The organism is Streptoverticillium reticulum (genome assembly GCF_047456005.1).
Lineage (GTDB): Bacteria > Actinomycetota > Actinomycetes > Streptomycetales > Streptomycetaceae > Streptomyces > Streptomyces reticulum.
On the sequence record NZ_CP179755.1, the window covers coordinates 8,281,154 to 8,300,253 of the forward strand.

At 66.5% G+C, this 19,100-nt stretch carries 17 protein-coding genes and 3 pseudogenes; 8 read left to right on the forward strand and 12 right to left on the reverse strand.

Annotated features, from left to right (window positions below; genetic code table 11):
* Positions 1-97: 97 nt before the first annotated feature.
* Entirely contained in the window at positions 98-1,021 is a 924-nt protein-coding gene (locus ACMATS_RS37300) for an RNA polymerase sigma-70 factor (protein ID WP_390779304.1), read from the reverse strand.
* A gap of 148 nt (positions 1,022-1,169) precedes the next feature.
* A complete protein-coding gene (locus ACMATS_RS37305) occupies positions 1,170-1,646 on the reverse strand; it encodes a carboxymuconolactone decarboxylase family protein (RefSeq protein ID WP_390779303.1) in 477 nt (158 codons plus the stop codon).
* A gap of 264 nt (positions 1,647-1,910) precedes the next feature.
* Between ACMATS_RS37305 and ACMATS_RS37310 the strand changes: the two are divergent.
* Both ACMATS_RS37310 and ACMATS_RS37315 read left to right on the forward strand, forming a co-directional pair.
* Positions 1,911-2,651, forward strand: a pseudogene (locus tag ACMATS_RS37310) (IS630 family transposase); the annotation flags it as partial.
* A 387-nt stretch (positions 2,652-3,038) separates the two neighbouring features.
* Positions 3,039-3,764, forward strand: coding sequence for a dienelactone hydrolase family protein (locus ACMATS_RS37315; RefSeq protein ID WP_414170566.1), 726 nt, complete (start codon positions 3,039-3,041; stop codon positions 3,762-3,764).
* Positions 3,765-3,783: 19 nt separating this feature from the next.
* Here the strand turns inward: ACMATS_RS37315 and ACMATS_RS37320 are convergent, their stop codons facing one another.
* Genes ACMATS_RS37320 through ACMATS_RS37330 form a run of 3 tightly spaced genes read right to left on the reverse strand, consistent with a single transcriptional unit; the run spans position 3,784 to position 5,424 of the window.
* Complete coding sequence (locus tag ACMATS_RS37320; RefSeq protein ID WP_414170866.1) at positions 3,784-4,389, reverse strand: Tn3 family transposase; 606 nt, start codon at positions 4,387-4,389, stop codon at positions 3,784-3,786.
* On the reverse strand, positions 4,334-4,837 hold the full coding sequence (locus tag ACMATS_RS37325; protein WP_414170567.1) for a transposase: 504 nt from the start codon (positions 4,835-4,837) through the stop codon (positions 4,334-4,336). The genes ACMATS_RS37320 and ACMATS_RS37325 overlap by 56 nt, the downstream gene beginning before the upstream one ends.
* 23 nt (positions 4,838-4,860) lie before the next feature.
* On the reverse strand, positions 4,861-5,424 hold the full coding sequence (locus tag ACMATS_RS37330; protein WP_414170867.1) for a transposase: 564 nt from the start codon (positions 5,422-5,424) through the stop codon (positions 4,861-4,863).
* 116 nt (positions 5,425-5,540) lie between these two features.
* On the opposite strand from ACMATS_RS37330, the gene ACMATS_RS37335 reads away from it, so the two are divergent.
* From ACMATS_RS37335 to ACMATS_RS37345, 3 genes are read left to right on the forward strand one after another with little or no spacing between them, the layout of a single operon-like run.
* Positions 5,541-6,650 (forward strand): site-specific integrase, encoded by a 1,110-nt coding sequence (locus ACMATS_RS37335; protein WP_414166352.1) that lies wholly within the window; start codon positions 5,541-5,543, stop codon positions 6,648-6,650.
* A complete protein-coding gene (locus ACMATS_RS37340) occupies positions 6,647-8,917 on the forward strand; it encodes a tyrosine-type recombinase/integrase (protein WP_414166351.1) in 2,271 nt (756 codons plus the stop codon). Before ACMATS_RS37335 ends, ACMATS_RS37340 begins: the two co-directional genes overlap by 4 nt.
* Complete coding sequence (locus ACMATS_RS37345; protein WP_414166350.1) at positions 8,907-9,347, forward strand: DUF6262 family protein; 441 nt, start codon at positions 8,907-8,909, stop codon at positions 9,345-9,347. The genes ACMATS_RS37340 and ACMATS_RS37345 overlap by 11 nt, the downstream gene beginning before the upstream one ends.
* Before the next feature lie 97 nt (positions 9,348-9,444).
* Here ACMATS_RS37345 and ACMATS_RS37350 read toward each other — a convergent pair.
* From ACMATS_RS37350 to ACMATS_RS37375, 6 genes and pseudogenes are all read right to left on the reverse strand, one after another.
* A pseudogene (locus ACMATS_RS37350) lies at positions 9,445-9,921 on the reverse strand (transposase family protein); the annotation flags it as partial.
* A 144-nt stretch (positions 9,922-10,065) separates the two neighbouring features.
* Positions 10,066-11,003, reverse strand: a pseudogene (locus ACMATS_RS37355) (transposase).
* A gap of 239 nt (positions 11,004-11,242) precedes the next feature.
* On the reverse strand, positions 11,243-12,220 hold the full coding sequence (gene galE, locus ACMATS_RS37360) for a UDP-glucose 4-epimerase GalE (protein WP_414166343.1): 978 nt from the start codon (positions 12,218-12,220) through the stop codon (positions 11,243-11,245).
* On the reverse strand, positions 12,217-12,936 hold the full coding sequence (locus ACMATS_RS37365) for a WbqC family protein (protein WP_414166349.1): 720 nt from the start codon (positions 12,934-12,936) through the stop codon (positions 12,217-12,219). Before ACMATS_RS37365 ends, galE begins: the two co-directional genes overlap by 4 nt.
* 41 nt (positions 12,937-12,977) lie before the next feature.
* Positions 12,978-13,670, reverse strand: a complete 693-nt coding sequence (locus tag ACMATS_RS37370) for a PIG-L deacetylase family protein (RefSeq protein ID WP_414170619.1) — start codon at positions 13,668-13,670, stop codon at positions 12,978-12,980.
* A 59-nt stretch (positions 13,671-13,729) separates the two neighbouring features.
* Positions 13,730-15,697 carry a glycosyltransferase family 4 protein gene (locus tag ACMATS_RS37375; protein ID WP_414166348.1) on the reverse strand — a complete coding sequence of 656 codons (1,968 nt, stop codon included), beginning with the start codon at positions 15,695-15,697 and terminating at the stop codon, positions 13,730-13,732.
* Positions 15,698-16,332: 635 nt separating this feature from the next.
* Between ACMATS_RS37375 and ACMATS_RS37380 the strand changes: the two genes are divergently transcribed.
* Positions 16,333-16,611, forward strand: a complete 279-nt coding sequence (locus ACMATS_RS37380) for a hypothetical protein (protein ID WP_414166347.1) — start codon at positions 16,333-16,335, stop codon at positions 16,609-16,611.
* Positions 16,612-16,695: 84 nt separating this feature from the next.
* Positions 16,696-17,259: a hypothetical protein gene (locus ACMATS_RS37385; protein ID WP_414166346.1), complete on the forward strand. Its 564-nt coding sequence runs from the start codon at positions 16,696-16,698 to the stop codon at positions 17,257-17,259.
* On the opposite strand, the gene ACMATS_RS37390 is transcribed toward ACMATS_RS37385, so the two are convergent.
* The gene (locus ACMATS_RS37390; RefSeq protein WP_414166345.1) at positions 17,186-18,007 is read right to left on the reverse strand and encodes an IS5 family transposase; all 822 of its coding nucleotides are present in this window, start codon (positions 18,005-18,007) and stop codon (positions 17,186-17,188) included. The two genes, ACMATS_RS37385 and ACMATS_RS37390, sit on opposite strands and share 74 nt — an antisense overlap.
* A gap of 430 nt (positions 18,008-18,437) precedes the next feature.
* Between ACMATS_RS37390 and ACMATS_RS37395 the strand changes: the two genes are divergently transcribed.
* Positions 18,438-18,629, forward strand: coding sequence for a transposase (locus ACMATS_RS37395; RefSeq protein ID WP_414170568.1), 192 nt, complete (start codon positions 18,438-18,440; stop codon positions 18,627-18,629).
* Positions 18,630-19,100: the final 471 nt, after the last annotated feature.

The window sequence follows — 19,100 nt, forward strand, 5'->3', positions numbered from 1 at the left end:
CACGATGTGTGGTTGACGCTGGCCAGCGACGGTCCTTCGCCGGCCAGGGCCGCCCGGCGGGCGCCGATGAGAGGTCGGCCCGCTCCCGCTCCCGGGGTCAGTTCGAGCGCCGCCGGGCCTGCTTCAGCTTGCGGTCGATGGCCCAGGCGTCGGCAACCGGGCCGATGTGGCCGAGCTTGTCGGGATTGATGACGGCGCGGATGGTCTGGATCTGCCCGTCGAGCACATCGAGGGCCAGGGCGTGGAGCACCTTGCCGTCCCGGTCGCGGAAGATCGCGCCGGGCTGGCCGTTCACCTCGTGCGGCTCGCACGTCACGTCGATCCGGATGAGCCAGGGGAAGACCGTGCCCAGTACCCGGGCCACGTTCTCCGCGCCCACGAGGGCCTTGGCCAGTTGCGGGGCCTTGCCGCCGCCGTCACCGACGAACTGCACGTCGGCGGCCAGCAGTTCCTGCAGCCCGCCCACGTCGCCGTCCTTCAGCGCGTCGAAGAACCGCGTGGCCAGCTCCTGCCGCTCCTGCGGGTCCGCCCCGAACCGTGGCCGACCGGCCTCCATGTGCCGCCGCGCCCGCACCAGCAGCTGCCGGCATGCCGCCTCCGAACGCCCCACCGCCGCGGCGATCTCGTCGAACCCGAAGGCGAACACCTCCCGCATCACGAACACCGCCCGCTCCAGCGGGCTGAGCCGCTCCAGCAGCAGCAGCGCCGCCATCGACACCGAGTCGGCCAGCTCTGCCGACCGCGCCGGATTCTGGTACGGATCGCTCAGCAGCGGCTCGGGGAACCACGGGCCCACGTACTCCTCGCGCCGGACCCGCGCGGAGCGCAGCACGTCGATCGAGATCCGCGTCACCGTGGCCGACAGAAAGGCCTTGGTCGACGTGGGCTTGGTCGCCGAGGCATCGAAACGCAGCCACGTCTCCTGCACCGCGTCCTCGGCCTCACCCACACTGCTCAGAATCCGATAGGCGATCGAAAACAGCAGCGGCCGCAGCTCCTCGAACTCCTCGACCTTGCTCACGCCGAATCCCCTCCCCCTGAACCCCTCCCACCCGGCCGTGCGCGCCGGGCAGGCATCTCCTGATGATCATCAGGCAGGCCGGCAGGCCAGGGCAACGCCTACCAGCTCGGGGCCCGCAGCGGGACCCCGAGCCGTTTGCTGACGTCGTTCAGTGAAACTGCCCGGGTACGTAGTCACCGGCCGGCTGCTGGGTGACGGCGTTCATCCGGTTCGCCATGTTCATGAAGGAGATGTGGAGCACCAGGGCGGTGAGCTGCTCCTCGTCGAAGTGCTTGGCGGCATTCGCCCACACCTCGTCGGTGACCCGGATCGCGGCCCCGTCCGTCATCCGGGTCGTCTGCTCGGCCAGCTCCAGCGCGGCACGCTCGGCCTCGGTGTAGACCGTGGCCTCCCGCCACGCCGCCACCAGGTTCAACCGCACCGAGGTCTCGCCGGCAGCTGCGGCCTCCTTGGTGTGCATGTCGAGGCAGACGGCGCAGCCGTTGATCTGGCTCACGCGCAGCGCCACCAGCTCCTGCGTCGCGGCCGGCAGCGGCGAGTCCTTGATCACCTTGCCCGCCGCCATGATGTGCTTCAGGGCCTTGCCGACGGTCGGGCTGGCGAAGAAGTTCAGTCGCGCGTCCATGGTGTTGCTCCTCAGTGCTCGTCAGTGGCTACACCCCCTGAGACGAGACAGCCCGACTCCCTGTGACACGCACGAATGTGACCCGCGTCTCCCGGCCGGGCGTCGAACCGCACCACCCACTGCTCAGCGTCGGCCAATAGGTGACCTATCGATCCGAAACGCTTTGTTCAGGCTTGTTGACGGTGCGTGAGTGATCCGGTGGGGGGGATGCGCGGGCCCGGTCGCCGGATGCGCAAGAGCCGCGCGGTTGCTGGCGGTGTCCGGCAGATAGGTGAGCTGATCTTCAAGCCGTATGGGGTCCGCTTCACCGAGCCCGGGATGGGCAAGTACCCCAAGCGTTGAGGGCTGACCTTCCAGCGTCCGGACAAGCGGGCGGTCGAGCAGGACATGGAAGCGGTCCGGGTCCGGCACGAGGAGACCTGGCCGGCGATCCGGGCCATGGCGAAGGCGGAGAATGGCGAAGTCCTCTTCGCTGACCAGGTCGGGATCCGCTCGGACCAGGTCACCGGCCGCACCTGGGGCGCCAAAGGCACGACTCCCATCGTCCGTCGCACCGGGAACCGGTTCTCCGTGAACGCGATGTCCGCGATCAGCACCCGCGGCCGGATGCACTTCATGGTCTTCACCGAGTCGTTCGATGCGAAGGTCGTGTGCCGCTTCCTCGCCCGGATCGTCGGGCACTTCGACCGGAAGATCCACCTGATCGTCGACCGGCACTCGGCCCACCCCTCGAAGACGGTCCGGGCCTGGCTCGTCGGCCACCAGGACCGGATCGAGCCCCACTTCCTGCCCTCGTCTCACCCGAGCTGAACCCGGACGAGCTGGTAAACGCTGACCTCAAACGCAGCCTGCCCCCACACCCACCGGGCCAGGAACCAGGCCGAACTCGCTGCCGAAACCCGCAGATTCTTCCACAGACGTCAGCGTCAACCACACATTGTGCGAGGCTACTTCGGCGGCCCGCGCGTCCGCTACGTCCTGGACGAGAACCCTTTGAGTTTCTGATCAATAGGTCGCCGACCTCGGCGACCGGGTCCCGGATCACACCCATCATGTCCAGGGCTGTGTGGAGGATGACCGCGCTGGTCAGCAGGGTGGAGAACTTGACGATCTTCTCCTGCCCGTCGGGATCATTGTCGGCGATCAACTGTGGTTGCCGAACCGGCACCACGAGGAGAACCGCACGAGGCATTCTCCAAGGGGGCGGGAGCGCGGAGCTCTCCGCAGGTAATGACAGACCGAGATGCCCACCCCTCTTACTCAAGGTGTCGTCAATCGGTCGTTTGACGACAGGCAGCCGACGCGTCCGGGCGATGTAGTCGGGACAGACTGCTGTCTGCCATCGGTGAACACCACACCGAGCGGGCGCAACGGTCATTACCGTCCAGTCGCATGACGACGGTCACAACCCGTACGGTCGAATACCCGGCCGACAACCTGACGATGATCGGATACCTCGCGCTCCCGGCCGGTGCCGAGCGCCGGCCCGCAGTCCTGATCGGACCCGAGGGGATGGGGCTCAGCGATGTCGAGCGCCGGCGGGCCGAGGCTCTGGCCGAGCTGGGGTACGTGGCGCTGGCCTTCGACCTCCACGGCGGACGCTATTTGGAAGACCCAGAGGAAATGTTGGCCCGTTGCATGCCGCTGCTCGCCGATCCCGACCGCATGCGAGGAATCGGTCACGCCGCGCTCAACGTGTTGCGTGCCGAACCACGGGCAGACCCCGACCGGACCGCCGCCGTCGGCTACGGCACCGGGGGCGCAGTCGCACTGGAACTCGGTCGCGATGGCGTCGACCTGCGCGCGATCGGGACAGTCAACGCACTGACCACGGGCCGACCGGGCGAGGCGGCACGCATTCGCTGCCCGGTATGGGCCGGGGTCGGGTCGGAAGACCCGATCATGCCGCCCGCGCAACGAGAGGCGTTCACCGCAGAGATGCAGGCCGCGGGCGTCGACTGGCGCCTCGTGGTGTACGGAGGAGCCCTTCACGCGTTCCACCATCCACCGGTCGATCACACCGCGCCTCCCGGCGTCGGCTACCACCCACGGCACGCACAGCGAGCCTGGCATGACATCGTCACCCTGCTCGCCGAATGCCTGCCCGTCACGGATTGATCCGATCGGTTCCTGATACTCACTCCTGCCCGCCGTCGTCGTCTTCGTCCAGCTCCGGGGCATCCGGGTCGCGCAGCGGACGCAGGGCGCCGACGGCCGGGGTGGAGGCGGTGAAGCTGTAGCGGCCGAGCAGGTTCAGGTTGCGGTGCTTGAGCGGGGACAGGCGGGCGATGTCCTCGTCCCGGATCTCGCGGCCTTCGGCGTGAAGCTGGGCGACGGCGGCGTCGATGTACTTCGTGGTCCACAGCACGATGGTGTTGAGGACCAGTCCGAGCGCACCGAGTTGGTCCTCCATCCCGTCCCGGTACGCCTGGTGGATGGTGCCGCGCTTGCCGTGGCACACGTCCCGGGCCGGCTCGTGGCGGGACTCCTGCACGGTGAGCTGCCGGTTCATCTGCCGCCGGTAGGTGTCGTCCACCGGGCCGACCATCCGCAGCAGGTGCTCGGTCTTCGCGATCCGCCCGTACTCCGCGAACGCCGCACCCAGCGGAGTCGGGCGCCCCTCGCGTCCGAACATACGCAACAGGTCGTAGGCACGGACTTGGTTGGTGACGAGGGGGAGTGTCTGATTAACGAGTCTTCCAAGATTTTCGTAGCCGTTGATCGCGGCCCGCTGGAGTGTCAGCTGAGCAGGATGCGATGGCGTAGGAGGCGGTGGCCAGCACGGCCGTAGGTCTGGCGCTTGAGGGTTCAATCTTGTTATTGACGCCCTCGGTGCGTCCGTTGTGGTGAGGCAGGGTGAGTGCCGCGTCGACGGCAGCACGGTCGCGTTCGAGGCCGGTGGTGAAGGAGTGCAGGAAGGGCAGGTCGGTGTCCCGGGCCTGGGCAATCCAGCCGGTCAGGGCCTTGGCGTTGTGCGGCGAAGGGGACAGCAGGAGGGCGAACTCGCTCACCAGGGCGGCAAGGGAGGTCATCTCCGGGCAGACTGCAGTGAGTTGGTCACGCAGGACGCGTTGCTCGACACGCTGGCGGGCTGGGTCGGCGAGGAGGAGGCCGGTGGCCTTGCGTGGGGGGAGGGCGGCGTGGTCGGCTTCGACGCGGCCTTGGTTGATGTAGCGGACCAGCAGGTTCACGCTGCCGGGATAGCCGAGTTCCCTTATCTCGTGCAGGAGAGGGGTGACGGGCACGGCCGGGTTCTCTGCCCGGCGCCGGCGCGCAGGTGCTCGCGGTAGGGGTCGACCAGGGTGGGCCGGTAGGCCGGGGCCCGGACCATCTGCCCGGGTTCGGGGTGGCGGGCATAGCGTTTGACGGTGTTCAACGTGAGGTTCAGCCGGCGGGAGCAGTCGAGCAGTCCCACCCCGGCGTCCAGGAGCTGGTGCACCTGGTGCCAGCGTTCGCGGGTGGTCGCGGCCCGTCGGCCGTCGGACACTGGCGGGCCGATCTTGGCCCAGCAGGCGCTGTGAGCGGCGGCTTCCTTCCAGGCCGCCTCGGCCAGGCCGTGCCACAGGTGCCAGCGATCCATGACCTGCACCATTGTGGGGTCGGCGTCGGTGACGGCTTGGGCGAAGTCCGAGGCTCCGTCCCGGCACGCGATCTCCACTCCGCGATGCTCGCGCAGCCACGCGGTGACCGACCCCATCTTCCGGTCGGGCAGGACGTCGATGCGCTGTCCGCTCGCGGCATCGATCAGGATGGTTGCATACCGCTTTCCCTTGCTTATCTTGAGCCGCCCGAAGGGCGTCCTTGATGTTGTGCACGGTGTCGTGAGCCTCGGTGTTCTCCGTGGTGGACGTGGTTATCTGCGGCCGTCCAGCACACGGAACTCCGGGAGGGAACATGCTGGTTCAGCGTGTCGTGTCGCCGATGACGCGGCAGGAATCGTGGACGGTCTTGGGTGACGACGACGTACCGGTAGCGCCGATCGAGCGGTACCTGTCGTACCTGACGGACATCGAGCGGTCGCCGAACACGGTGAAGGCGTACGCGCACGATCTCAAGGACTACTTCGGCTTCCTGGCCCAACATGATCTGGATTGGCGCGAGGTACGGCTGGAGGACCTCGGCGAGTTCGTGGCCTGGCTGCGCCGCCCACCCCGCGCCCGTGGCGGCAACGTGACGGTGTTGCCGTCGGTCGAGGCACACTGCGCGGAGTCGACGGTGAACCGGAAGCTCTCGGCGCTCTCCGCGTTCTACCAGCACGCCGCCCGACGCGGTGACGACCTGGGCGAACTGCTGATCACCTGGCAGCCGGCCCGACGGCATCGCGGCTCATGGAAACCGTTCTTGCACCATGTCAGCAAGGGCGGTCCGGTTGCTCGCCGCACGATCAGCCTGAAGGCCCCCAAGAAGCTGCCCCGGGTGCTGACGGCAGCGGAGGCCCAGGCCGTGCTGGATGCGTGCACCCGGCTGCGCGACCGGTTTCTGTTCGCGGTGCTGCACGAAAGCGGGGTGCGGATCGGCGAGGCGCTCGGCCTGCGCCATGAGGACATCGGTGCCGCGGAACGCGAACTGTCCGTCGTCCCACGCCTCAACGACAACGGCGCCCGCACCAAGTCCCGTCAGCCTCGCCAGATCCCCGTCAGCGCCGAGCTGGTCCGGTTGTATGCCGACTACCTGCACGGCGAGTACGGGGACCTCGACTCCGACTACGTCTTCGTCAACCTCTTCGCCCATCCGCAGGGCCGCCCCTTGTCCTACGCCGCCGTCTACGACCTGGTCCGGCGAGTACGCCGCACCACCGGGATCGACTTCGACCCACACTGGTTCCGGCACGGGGCAGCGACCCGGATGCTGCGCGACGGGGTGCCCATCGAGGTGGTCTCCAAGATCCTCGGGCACGCCGACATCACCACCACGCTCGACGTCTACGGACACCTGACCGTCGAGGACGCCCGCCGCACGCTGGAGGAAGCCGGCTGGTTCACCGGACGGGAGGTCGTCCTGTGACTGGAAGTCGGAGCGATGCCTCGGGCGCCGAGCCCGTGTCCTGGAACTATCCGGGCGGACTTCGGGAGAAGCTGATGGCGGTGGTCCGTCCCGAATCGCGGGCCGACGTCTGGTTCATCGAACCGTCCGACCCGGTCTTCGGCGGTGTCGCCTGCCAGGTCGGCGCCTGTCGGCGGGCGGCCCGGCTGCACGATCTGTGTGAGGGGCACTACCAGCGCTGGAACAACCAAGGCCGCCCGGACAAGGGCGAGTTCGCCGCGGCGACGTCCGCCTCTCTGCGCGGGCACGGTGCTCTGCCGGCCTGCCGGTTCGAGGGCTGCGGATACGGCAGGAACAGCACCGGCCTCTGCGTCGCACACGTACGCCAGTGGCACCGGGCGGGCCGCCCCGAGGTCACAGCCTGGCTCTCCTCCCGGCGACCGGTGACCACGCCGGCGCCGCACGGCCAGTGCCGGATTGCAGGCTGCGAGCTGTGGTCCACCGCCTACGCTCCACTGTGTGTGTCGCACTCGGAACGGTGGCGGGTGGCAGGCCGCCCGGACATCGAGGAGTTCACGACGGCCCTCGAGTCCGCCCCGCACCACTGCGAAATGATCGCGTTCCTCTGTCTGCCGCCGCGGATGCGGCTGGAGATGCAGTACGTCCTGCAACAGCGGCGCGACGAACAGCAAGCACGTCTCACCCCCAAACTGGCCCGGCACTCGATCAACGTCCTCGCCGCCACCGGCATGAACTCCCTGCTGGAGTGGCCCGAACAGCTCTGGCGCGAGCGGCTGCGGACGGCCCCCGGCGCCCGCAAGGCATCCAGCGCCTTCCTCTCCTACGCCCGACGAGAGGTGGAGAACCTGTACTACGGCGCCGGCTGGGACGTTGAATACCCCCGAGACGTCTGGCGCCTGCGCAACCTCGGCATCACCGGCACCCTGGCCCACCTGCACTTCACCGCGATCGAACAGCCCTGGATCAAAGACCTCGCCAAACGCTGGACGCGATGGCGCCTGACCTGCGGACTCAGCCTCGCCACCATCGGGGCCGGACTCGCGGCCGTCACCCGCTTCGCTTCCTTCCTCGCCCGCCCCGAACTGGGCATCCCCGGCCTGGCGAAGGTCAACCGCGCGGTGCTGGAACGCTACCTTGCCGAACTGCACGGCCTGGGCGGCAGCACACACCACCACCAGCGGATCATCGGCCAGCTCGGCATCTTCCTCACCGACATCCGCCGTCACCACTGGGACACAACCCTGCCCACGGACGCCGTGCTGTTCACAGAGGACGTCCCGCGCGAGACCAAGCGCCTGCCGAGAGCCCTGGCCGAGCACGTCATGGCCCAGGTCGAGGACCCCGCGAACCTCGACCGCTGGCAGGACCCTGCCTACCGGCTGATCACCCTCATCCTGATGCGCTGCGGACTCCGCCTCAAGGACGCCACCCGGCTGCCCTTCGACTGCCTCGCGCACGACGCCGACGGCGCCCCCTACCTGCGCTACCTCAACCACAAGATGAACCGCGAGGCGCTCGTCCCGATCGACGAGGAACTCCAGCAGGACATCCGCGACCAGCAGCAACGGCTCCTCGAACGCTGGCCGTCCGGCATCCCGGTGCTCTTCCCCAGGAAGCTGAAGAACGTCCACGGCACCGAGCCGATGAACGGCGGCACCTACCGTCAAGTTCTCACGCCCTGGCTGGAACGCTGCGACGTCCGCGACGAGCACGGCCGCCCCGTCCACCTCACCCCGCACCAGTGGCGCCACACCCTGGGCACCAGACTCATCAACCGTGACGTCCCACAGGAAGTCGTGCGCAAGATTCTCGATCACGACTCGCACGAGATGACCGCTCACTATGCCCGGCTGCACGACACCACCGTCCGCCGTCACTGGGAGAAGGCACGCAAGGTCAACATCAACGGCGAGAGAGTCACGCTCGACCCTGATGGCCCGCTCGCCGAGGCCGCCTGGGCCAAACAGCGCGTCGGTCGCGCCACCCAGGCCCTGCCCAACGGTTACTGCGGACTGCCGGTGATCAAGACCTGTCCACATGCGAACGCCTGCCTGACCTGCCCGATGTTCATCACGACCCCAGAGTTCCTGCCCCAGCACCGGCGGCAACGCGAGGAGGTTCTCCAGATCGTCACCGCCGCCGAGGCACGCGGCCAGCAGCGGCTCGTCGAGATGAACGAGAAGGTCCTCGGCAACCTCGACCGCATCATCACCGCACTCGATCAGGACAACGACCCCACGGGGGAGGTGGTCTCCGATGCGGGCTGATAACAGCTCCCACCTCGCGGTCTCGGCTCGTCGGCGCCACGAGCTGACCCGCGCCAAGACCATCAGAACCCTGCGGGAACTCGACATCGCCGGCGCCCCGGTGACCTTCGAAGCGGTCGCACGAGCCGCGGACGTCTCCCGCTCCTGGCTCTACACCCAGCCCGACCTCCGAGCCGAGATCGAACGCCTGCGAGCCCTTGACCGTCGCCCACTGCCGACGCAGGCGCCCGCACGGCAACGCGGCAGCGAAGCCTCGCTGGCCCAACGACTGGAGATCGCCCTGACCCGCAACCACGACCTCACCAAGGACAACCAGCGGCTCCGCCGCCAACTCGCCTACGCACTCGGGCAACTGAGAGCCGCCGGCCTCCCCGTCCTCGAAGAACCGACCACACCACGACACATTTCCGTCACGATCGGACCCTGCTGACGCCACCCACGAACTCCAGCTCTGTCTCGTGAACGACACCGTCCTCGACGAGACAGAGCAGGTCACAGCCCTGCACGAGTGATCGGCTCAAGATAAAGCGTCGCAGAGCGAAGTCGTCGACGCCGATCACGCGGGGCACCCGCCCAGCGGGCAGCGGGATGCGCAACAGGGCGCGCAGGGCCGTGTGACGCGATAGGCCCATCGCGAGTACCGCCAGCAAGCGTGCCCCCGCCCGGCCCGCTAACTCCTTGACCACGGCCTTGACTTGACTGGCCAGACGGGTTGTGCGGCGCTGGTATCGCTCCAGGACTCCGGGCACCTACTCGCGGAAGGTGTGCCGGCAGCCGCGCGTGGGACACACCAGGCGCCGCACCCGTACACGGACCACCACCCGGCGGCCGTCCACCGGTACATCGGCCACCGTCCGCCAGTGATAGCCGTGCACACGCCCTGACGACGCCCTGCACACCGGGCAGACCGCGGTGTCCTGCGGAGTCCGTGCCCGCACCACGATCCGCTCACCCTCGTCGACCGCATCCTCGATGACCAGCGGGGGCAGCCCTGAGAACACCATCTGCACAAGCTCGTTGACATCCTTCACGCGGATATCAACGGCCCCTCACGACTCTCCGTCACCACCGAAAGCGAGACAGGGCCGTTCTATTTACAGTCCCCATTCGCCGCCCGGGTCTGCTGCAGGTTTGGGTGACAGGTTCGATCACGCGGCCTGGAGGGCCGGTGTGGTCATGACGGTCTCGTATTCGATGGGGGTCATCCGGCCCAGCGAGGTCTGTCTGCGGCGTCGGTGGTAGGTCCTCTTGATCCAGGTCACGATCGCGATCCGCAATTCCTCTCGGGTGGTCCAGCTCCGGCGGTCGAGGACGTTCTTCTGCAGCAGGCTGAAGAAGGACTCCATGGCCGCGTTGTCGCCGCAGAGGTACAACTTACCTTCGGCGGTGGCGTGTTCGGTGATGTCGGCGAGCCACAGCCGGTTCGGGCCGGTGGCGGTGAAGTTGCGGCTCACGAGATCACCGTGCACCGGCGGGCCGGCCTTCCTGCCCCGGCCACGCTTCTTCCCGAAGACACTCCACCAGCGGTTGTCCCGGCAGATCCGCCACGCGGTGCGCTCGGCCATGCCGGCCCCGGCACCACGTGCCTCATCGGCCAGGAACCGGTAGCCGAACTCCGGGTCGTCGCGGTGGGCGTCGAACAGCGCGTTCGCGCGATATGCCTCCTCCAGGACAGCGTCGGCAACCGGCTTGCCGAGCCAGCGGTAGTACGGCTGTCTCGCGAGCTTCAGCACCCGGCACGTCACCGTGACGGGCACCCCGTCCACGGCCAGCTCCTTCACGAGCGGGTAGATCCTTTTCCCGGCAAATGCGCCTGCGACAGATAGGCCGCAGCCCGGCGCAGGACCTCGTTCTCCTGCTCCAGCAGCTTGATCCGCCGACGTGCTTCCTGCAGTTGTGCGCTCTCCTGGCTGGTCGTTCCGGGCTTTGCCCCGCCGTCGATGTCCGCCCGGCGCATCCATTTCCACAACGTCATCGGGTGGACCCCGAAGTCGGTGGCCACCTGCTCGACCGTCACACCCGGGTCACGGTTCCTCGCGACCCGCACGACGTCTTGGCGGAACTCTTCCGGATAGGGCTTGGGCACAGCGACATCCTTCCCACCTGCCCCACAGGGCAAGCCAGTTCAGATGTCACCCGATCGTGCAGCAGACCCGCTGTACACATGAGCTGGTCATGGGTGAGGACTGTTCCTTGTCCGGATAGGGAGAGGCCAGGTCACGACGGGGAAGGCATCAACTGGCCGCCGGAAAGCCAGAGTCGAGCGAGTGCTCCTTCAATCGATGCCGTTCCTCGGGGAGAACAGGGAGCATTGCGTTGCCTTTGTCATCCCCTGGGGTGACGATGAAGCCAACCATGCCAAGCGGAGACGGCCATGTCTCGGATCCCGTGACGAGCCTTCCAGTCAAGCTTGGCGGAAATCAGATCTGCCGAGGCAACAAGACGAGCAGGGTCGCCGGGCCGGCGCTGGACCACGACGGGGGGCAACTCGTGGTGGCGGCTGACTTCGGTGACGAGTTCGACCATGTCGAGTACCGAAGTGCCTTCACCGCGCCCTACATTGAGGGTGATGTTCTGGGGCGTTGGCAGTGCGGCAAGGTAGTGAGCAGCTTCCACGTGGGCCTCGGACAAGTCCTCGACGTGGATGTAGTCCCGGATGCAGGTTCCGTCGGGAGTGGGGTAGTCGTTCCCAAAGATGTGAGGTCGCTCGCCCGCGGTGAATCTCTCGAACACCATGGGGATGAGGTTGAAGACACCGCTATCCGAGAGCTCGGGCATCGCTGCTCCCGCGACGTTGAAGTAACGCAGACACGCAGTTGCCATGCCGTACTTTGCTCCGACGGCCCGCACCATCCACTCGCCGACCAGCTTGGTCTCGCCGTACGGGCTGATAGGGGCACAAGGCATGTCCTCGGTGACGACGTCGACGTCGGGCATCCCGTAGACGGCGGCAGACGACGAGAAGACGAAGTTCTTTACTCCCGCCTCGACCGTGGCTTCGAGTAGGGTCTGGAGCCCCGTCACGTTCTCGCGGTAGTAATAGAGCGGCCGTGCCACCGACTCCCCGACCTGCTTCTTCCCTGCCACATGGATCACTCCCGTGACCCTGTGCTCCGAGAACACACGGTCAAGGAAAGCCCGGTCAAGTACGGAACCGATGGCGAGCGGCGTGTCCTCGGGGACGGTCGACGCGTCACCTGTGGAAAGGTCGTCCAGTACGACGGCCTGCTCGCCGGCCCGTCGCAAGGCGCGCACTACGTGCGCGCCGATGTAGCCGGCTCCTCCGGTGATCAAGTACGTCATGCCTGGTTTCCCGTCCACATCTCGCGCTTCTCGCCGGCCGCGAGGATCTCGCGGCTGTTCGGCCCCTCGTGGAGGAGAAGGTCGAGTGCGCTCACGTCGGAGGGCACATCACCTGGGATCCGGCCATAGGGCGGGTTCGAGTAGGTTGCGAGCTCTACCTCCACTCCTGTGGCGCGGAACTTCTCGGGGGCGAGGTAGCTCGCGGCGCCGATGCCGATCCGAACACTCGACGCCTGGACGGCCTGACAGACTTCAAGGACCATGTCGCCTTTGTCCGTCTGGGGGTTCAGCGTGCTGGACCGCACGACGGGGATGTCGATGCCAAAACCTGTGAGGAGGAGATGGATCAAGGCTTCATTGAGGTCCACCAGCAGCTCCCACGGCCGGTCATAGATCTCCTTGAGCCTGTCCTTCCACTCCGGCCAGTACGGGGCGCGCGCATAACTCTGGCAGAGGGTGCGCCAGTGACGCGCACGCCAGCGGTCATCGGCTATCTGTGTCTCGGCGATAGTCGTGCTGAGGCTGCTGCGCACGGGGACGGTGAGGAGGATCTTCTCGCCTCTGGCATCCCGAACATGGTTGCGGTTCTGCCAGTAGTTCTTCCGGTACTGGACATGGTCGAGCATGACGTACTGCGAGGCGCCGAGCAGACGGGAGAAGAACCCGGACCAGGGCAGGTAGGCGGGCTGGTGCGGGATGACGATGTTGGGGCACATTTTAATCACGTTCCTCCGCCGACCAGGGCGAAGCTGGGTTCCTAAAAAATGGGGGCGACGGCACGCGCAGGGCTCACGCCTATGTCGACCACGAATCGCCGGGGGTAGAACGCCTCGGCAAATTGAGTCTTGGCGGCGAACCCCCTGACGCGCATGAGCGCACGGATGCTCTCCAGGTCGACTTGACGACTGCCTGTGGTCTGTGAACCGTGGGCCTCCAGGGCGTTCAGTTTCGCTTCGGCGTATGGTGTGACGCCGACGTACAGACGAGGCTCGAAGTCCAGCGACGTCGGTGACTCATAGTGGAGTACCTGAGGAACGTGTCTGGCAGCAGACACCGATACCTCGGCGGTGGCACGGTGGTCTTGGTGCGAATCATGGGGATAGTGGGTGTACACGATGTCAGCACCGACCTCCTCGATCGCGTCTTCGACGATCGTGATGGCCTCATGGCCGCTGGCCAGCATGCCGTCCGGGTAGCCGATCCACCGTATTTCCGCGCCGAGTCGACGCGCCGCCTCGATCTGCTCCGCGCGCCGTACCTCAGCCTTGAGCCCGGGCCCCTTCGCACCGTCCGTCATGACCAGCATGACGACTCGGTCACCCGCGATGACATGAGCACGTAGCGTTCCGCCACAGCCCAATTCAATGTCGTCAGGATGGGCGCCCACGGCAACGACGGATTTCCTGCGGGGAGTTTGTGATGCTACCCCTCCAGGAGGGGCAGGGGGCATGAGATCAACCACTACTGGTCGTTCCTTTCACGAGCGTTACTTCTCTGACGGACCAGGGGTCACTTCGACATGTCGACCGCGTTCAGTGACAACTCGCTGTCGACACTGAAGAACGGCCTGACCCGGGAGCGGCCACGAGGAGTCGACTCGAGCACCGTGAACGGGTAGTCGTGCACCGACTTCTTATGTATGTAGTCGCCTGTGAACCGGCCAATGCGTATAGGAGTGGCCCCTTCGGCAGGCGTGACGTACACGTCCCAGATGTCATGTTCGGTAACCCGACGCTGCGCCACGGTGGAGCAGGGGATGCTGAATCGGAACCGTGTGTCCGAGAGCGCGCTCAGTGGTACCCGAAAGCTGAGCTCCTCGTGCGCTCGGCCGGCGGCCAGCACTTCGGCAGAATCCGACAGCGTCGCCCCCCAGAGTTCGGCTTCTACGCTGATCTCTCCCCGGGCATTGCCTACACTCACCGCTTCAGCGTGGACCTCCCGCCTCCAACTGCGGATCGAGAGTGCTCTGTCCTCATCGACGAGAGGGATGTGCACTTGGAGAGCGGGGCCGTCAAGGCTGGGACCAGTGGCGTCCATGAGGTAACGGTTGTCACCGGTCCCGGTCCGCAATCGTCTGCACAAAAGGCCGTCCGCAGACGCCATGAAGAGGTCCCATTCCCCCTCGGGCAGCGCGGACCTTGGTATCACCGCTGTGAGCGAGCCATCGGGATCGTCATCCAGGTTGGTCTGCTGAAAGGCGAAGGACAGCTCGGACTGAGAATCCTCCCTGGAGGCACAGAGTAGCCGCAACCCACTGAATGAAGTAGCGGAATTCAGCCGAAAGACAAGGTCACCGTGAGGCATCGCCCACCAATCCACCGTGGTCGGGAGGTTCCGCGCCTCTTGGAGCTCTCTGAAGAAGGACTCGTACTGATCCGCCACCACCTGCGGTGAGAACCGAGCGGAGTTGCGCTCGGCCGCACGGCCCATGGCCTGACGGCGTTCCGCGTCGTTGACGAGGGTGAGGATCCCGTCAGCGAGCCCGTCCGCGTCACCCACCGGAACCAGTAGGCCGTCGACGCCATGGGTAATGGTCTCTCGCGGCCCGTAGTCGCAATCGGTGCTCACGACGGGCAACCCGGCACGCATGGCCTCGATGATGGCCATCGGCAGAGCCTCTCTGACGGAAGAGAAGGCCATGATAGACGCCTTGGCCCACTCCATCTCCAAGCGCCGTGTAGCCCCCATGAGCAGGACATTGTCACAAAGCCCGAGTTCACCGACGAGCGTTTTGAGTTCGCCTCTCAGAGGGCCGCGTCCGAAGATGCGGAGCTGCCAGTCGGGCCGCTGCCCCACGACCGTGGCGAAGGACCTGATCAAACTGGCGAACTGCTTGTCCTTGACAAGGCGACCAGCCGCAATGACCGTCTTATGGCTGCAGTCCGACGGGGCGACCAAAGGATCCGGAACGCAGTTCGGGATCGCCGTGACGCGAAGACCGGGGGTAACCCATTCGCGACGCACGTTTTCAGCTTCCTCCGCGTTCACGTGGATCACTCCATCGAGGCGCTCATAAGCCTCGATCAGTTTTCTACGGTACGACGCATTAAAAGAATTTCGGGACTGGTGCATTACGGCAACTTTAAGGAAATCTCCTTGGATTTTCGACAGGGCTATCGCAGTTCCAGGATGTGCTGTGACCACCACATCGGGGTTCGCGTCAGCCAGGTAGTCCATCATGCGGATTTCCAGGAGCCGGTTGAAATCATCGCTAAAGGGCCCATCCTCGGGAAAGATGAGCGGGGGTGCGTGGAACAGAGGGTCATGGGCGGCGAAGTGACGGGACGTCTCACGCAGGTCCACAAAATCGACGGTTCCCACCTCGGGGATAACAGGAAGGTCCGCAGTATCCCGATCACGCACCAGGGAGGCGATTTCCACCATGTTTCTGTCAGCCAGGGCGGCCGCAATATTTACGGTACTCCTGATGGCGCCGCCTATGCCGTATCGATTGTGAACCAGGAAAGAGATATTCATGGGTTTGGGCTTTTCCTATGGCGAAGTTGCCGGACCTATTTATGCCGATGGCGTCAAATGCTACGGGGTGGAATCGGGAATTTTGCGTAGCCGCTGCGGCTGCAGAAGCCCATGCCGAACTGTGCTGGCTTCGGTGTCGCGCGCTCCAGTGCCTAGGCGGCGTAGTGGCTTTCCGCCCCGTCGATCTGCGCCTGTTTGGTCGTGCGCACCTCGATGGGTTCCTTGCAGGCAAGGGGTTTTTCTTTGCGATGCATCATCGGCATGCCGTAATTCCTGGCCCTCTGACGCCCCGATCGCCAGCCTCCTGTCGATCCCCTCGCACTCCGCAGCGAAATCGCCTCATTCGCCCAGAAGCTGCTACCGAAGCTACGTCACAGTCGTTCTGCTTCCCCGCGGCAAAAGGGTGTCGCTCTGCGTCTTAGGGGGGCTGCTCGTGAACGGATTTGGGGGTACGGATCCCTATTTGATGAGTTCTTGGGTGTCCATAGTAGATTTTTGCACCCAACCCGCCTTGCAGGTCGACGAAAGTTGCCCACCTCATCTACTAAACTGATTTAATGAGATGCCATATGATGCAGACTCCGCCAAGCGGGTGCTCTATGCTGGACTCCGCCCTTCCGGATAGGCGTGCTCGCGTGAGTGAGACGCATATATCGGAGACGGCTGCGGTCGACGGGCAGTTCCCGGCTGAGCAGGGCAACGCTCCGGTCAAGCAGCTGATGGATTCCGCGGACGCGGCCGGTGCCCCGCTGGCCGGTGAGGGCGGGCTGCTCCAGCAGTTGTCCAAGGCTCGGCTCGAGCGGGCCCTGCAGACCGAGATGGCCGAGCATCTGGTCCATGAGAAGGGCGAGCCAGCCGGCCGCGGCAGGGCAACTTGCGTAAGAAGCTGTTGTCTTTCCGGATGTGATCGCTGAGTTTCTGCTGGTCAGGCATGGTCTCCGCGTTGTTGCGGGAGGGTTCGGACGATCAGTTCGTTCTCGGCGATGCGGAGGTGAGCGGTGGCGTCGGTGATGGGGCTGCTGGAGGAGCGGGAGACGGCTGCCCGGGTGCGGGCGGAGGAGCTTCGAGCGGAGGCCGAGCGTGTTCTTGCTGAACTCGCCGAGGCGGAGGCAGTGCTGGAACGCCGGGTGATCGCACGAGTGGAGGTCGCCGAGGCCCTGGCGCCTGTGCCCGGGGCGGCGGACGCGCCGGGCGAGGGTCCGCGGCAGGCCGTGGCCGGGGTGTCCCCGCAAGCGAAGACAACCCCGGTCACGGGATCGGTCGTGCCCAGGTGGCACCCGGGGATGCCCGTGGAGGCGCTTGCGGCGGACTACCGCCGGATCATCGAGCTGGTGGAGGACGAAGGGGGCGGCGGCGAGGGGGTGTTGGCGAGGGAACTGGCGGCCCGGCTGGGGCTCGAGGCGGTGCCGGCGAAGGTCGAGGGCGTGCGCTCGAAGGCGAAGCGCCTGGCCGAGCGGGGCTGGCTGGAGGCGTTGCCGACCGGACGGTTCACGCCGCGGCAGCCCACCGGGACCGATCGGGCTGCGGATGCGGAGCCCTCCGGGCGAGGCGGCGGCTCATGAGCATGGCCAGCGAGAAGCAGATGAACGCCTCGCTGGACGCGGGCAGCGTCTCGAAGTCCCGCACCAGACGACGCGTTCGCATCAACCACCCTAGTGTGCGCTCCACCACCCACCGTCTCGGCAGCACCACGAACCCGGTCATGTCGTCACTGCGCTTGACGATCTCAAGCGTGAGCTGGAGTTTCTCCCGCGTCCAGGTGACGAGCCGTCCGCGGTAGCCGCCGTCCGCCCACACCAGGGTGATCTTCCTGAACCGCTCCCGCAGCCGGGGCAGCAGCACCCGGGCGGCCTGGCGGTCGGTGACGTTGCCCGCGGTCACCAGCACCACCAGCAGCAGGCCGAGACAGTCCGTGATGACGTGCCGGCGCCTGCCGTTGATCTTCTTCCCGCCGTCATAGCCGCGCGTGGCGGCGGGCACCGAGGCCGCGGCCTTGACCGACTGTGAGTCGATGATGGCCGCAGTCGGCTCCGCCCCGCGGCCCTCGGCCAGCCGCAGACGTCCGCGCAGCCGGTCGTGCAACTCCTTGACCAGCCCTCTCTCACGCCACCTGCGGAAGAAGGCATACACACGGTCCCACGCAGGGAAGTCGACAGGCATCGCACGCCACTTGATCCCGTTGTCGGTCACATAGCGGACGGCATCGAGCATCTGCCGGTGGCAGTAGCCCTCCGGCCGGCCGCCCCGGCCCTCCAGCCAGGCCGGGACCGGCATCGCCTCCCGCACCACCTGCCACTCCGCGTCCGTCATGTCGGAGGGATACCGCCGCACCCGGCCGGGGCAGTCGGCCGCATTCCCGAACCGGTGCGCGAGACAATCGCACACCGGGACAGGCAAGTTGGACGGGACCGGGACCGGCACGCAAGACTGGGACAACAGGGCCTCCCTGCACTCGAGCTGGCTTCGCAACCCTCGTGCTGCACCGGAGGTCCTGCTTTCATGCCCCCACCCCGCCAAGACCACCCGGCCAGAGATCCCGTTCGATCAGAACCGTCCCCGTGATCGATAGGACAACGGCTTCTAATGGCACCTCGGCGAAGACCGTCCTGACAGACCTCGGACCGGTCGAGGTGGACATGCAGAGGGGCCGCAACGGGGATTTCAAGCCGCAGATCGTCCGGAGAGCGCCCGTCGTCTGTCGGGCTTCGACGTGCAGGCCCTGGCGCTCTATGCCCGGGGCATGACGGTCCGCGACATCCGCTGGTACCTCGCGAAGTTGTACGGCACCGAGGTGTCGCCGGGCCTCATCCCGAAGGTGACGGACGCGGTCAGCGATGAGATCACAGCCTGGCCGTCACGTCCGCTCGACGCCGTCTGGCCGGTCGTCTCCATCGACTTGCTGTGGATCACGGTGCGCGATCCGTATCGATGACCAAGGTCCCCTTGTCGGCCCAGCCCCGCTCCCGCGCACCGTCGGCCAGCGCGTATCGGCGGGCGGTGGACTCGGTGTTCCCCCGCACCTGCAGCAGGGTCGACTGATGCTCCTACACCACCGCTAGCCTTGAGCGGTACGAGGCCGTGACCTTCACGTTCGCGCTCATCGGGGACCTGCTTCCGCCCGGCCGCCTCCAGCATGTTCGCCACCAGCGGCACGCTGCGTCACCTCCTCGTGGATGCCCGCAGGCGCCCCGATGCCACCGTCGGCGCATCAACCGGCGCACGAGTGGATCCACCAGCGCAGACAGGGCCGCCATGCTCTCCGTGCTCAAGCCGCAGCCTGCCCGGTTCCGGGCCCGGCGTCCACGACTACGGCAACGTGACCGTGATCCCGTCACCGTGCGAGCACACGAACACCAGCTCGCCCCGACGCCGCAGCATCAGGCAGACCCGGGCCCCGCGGCTC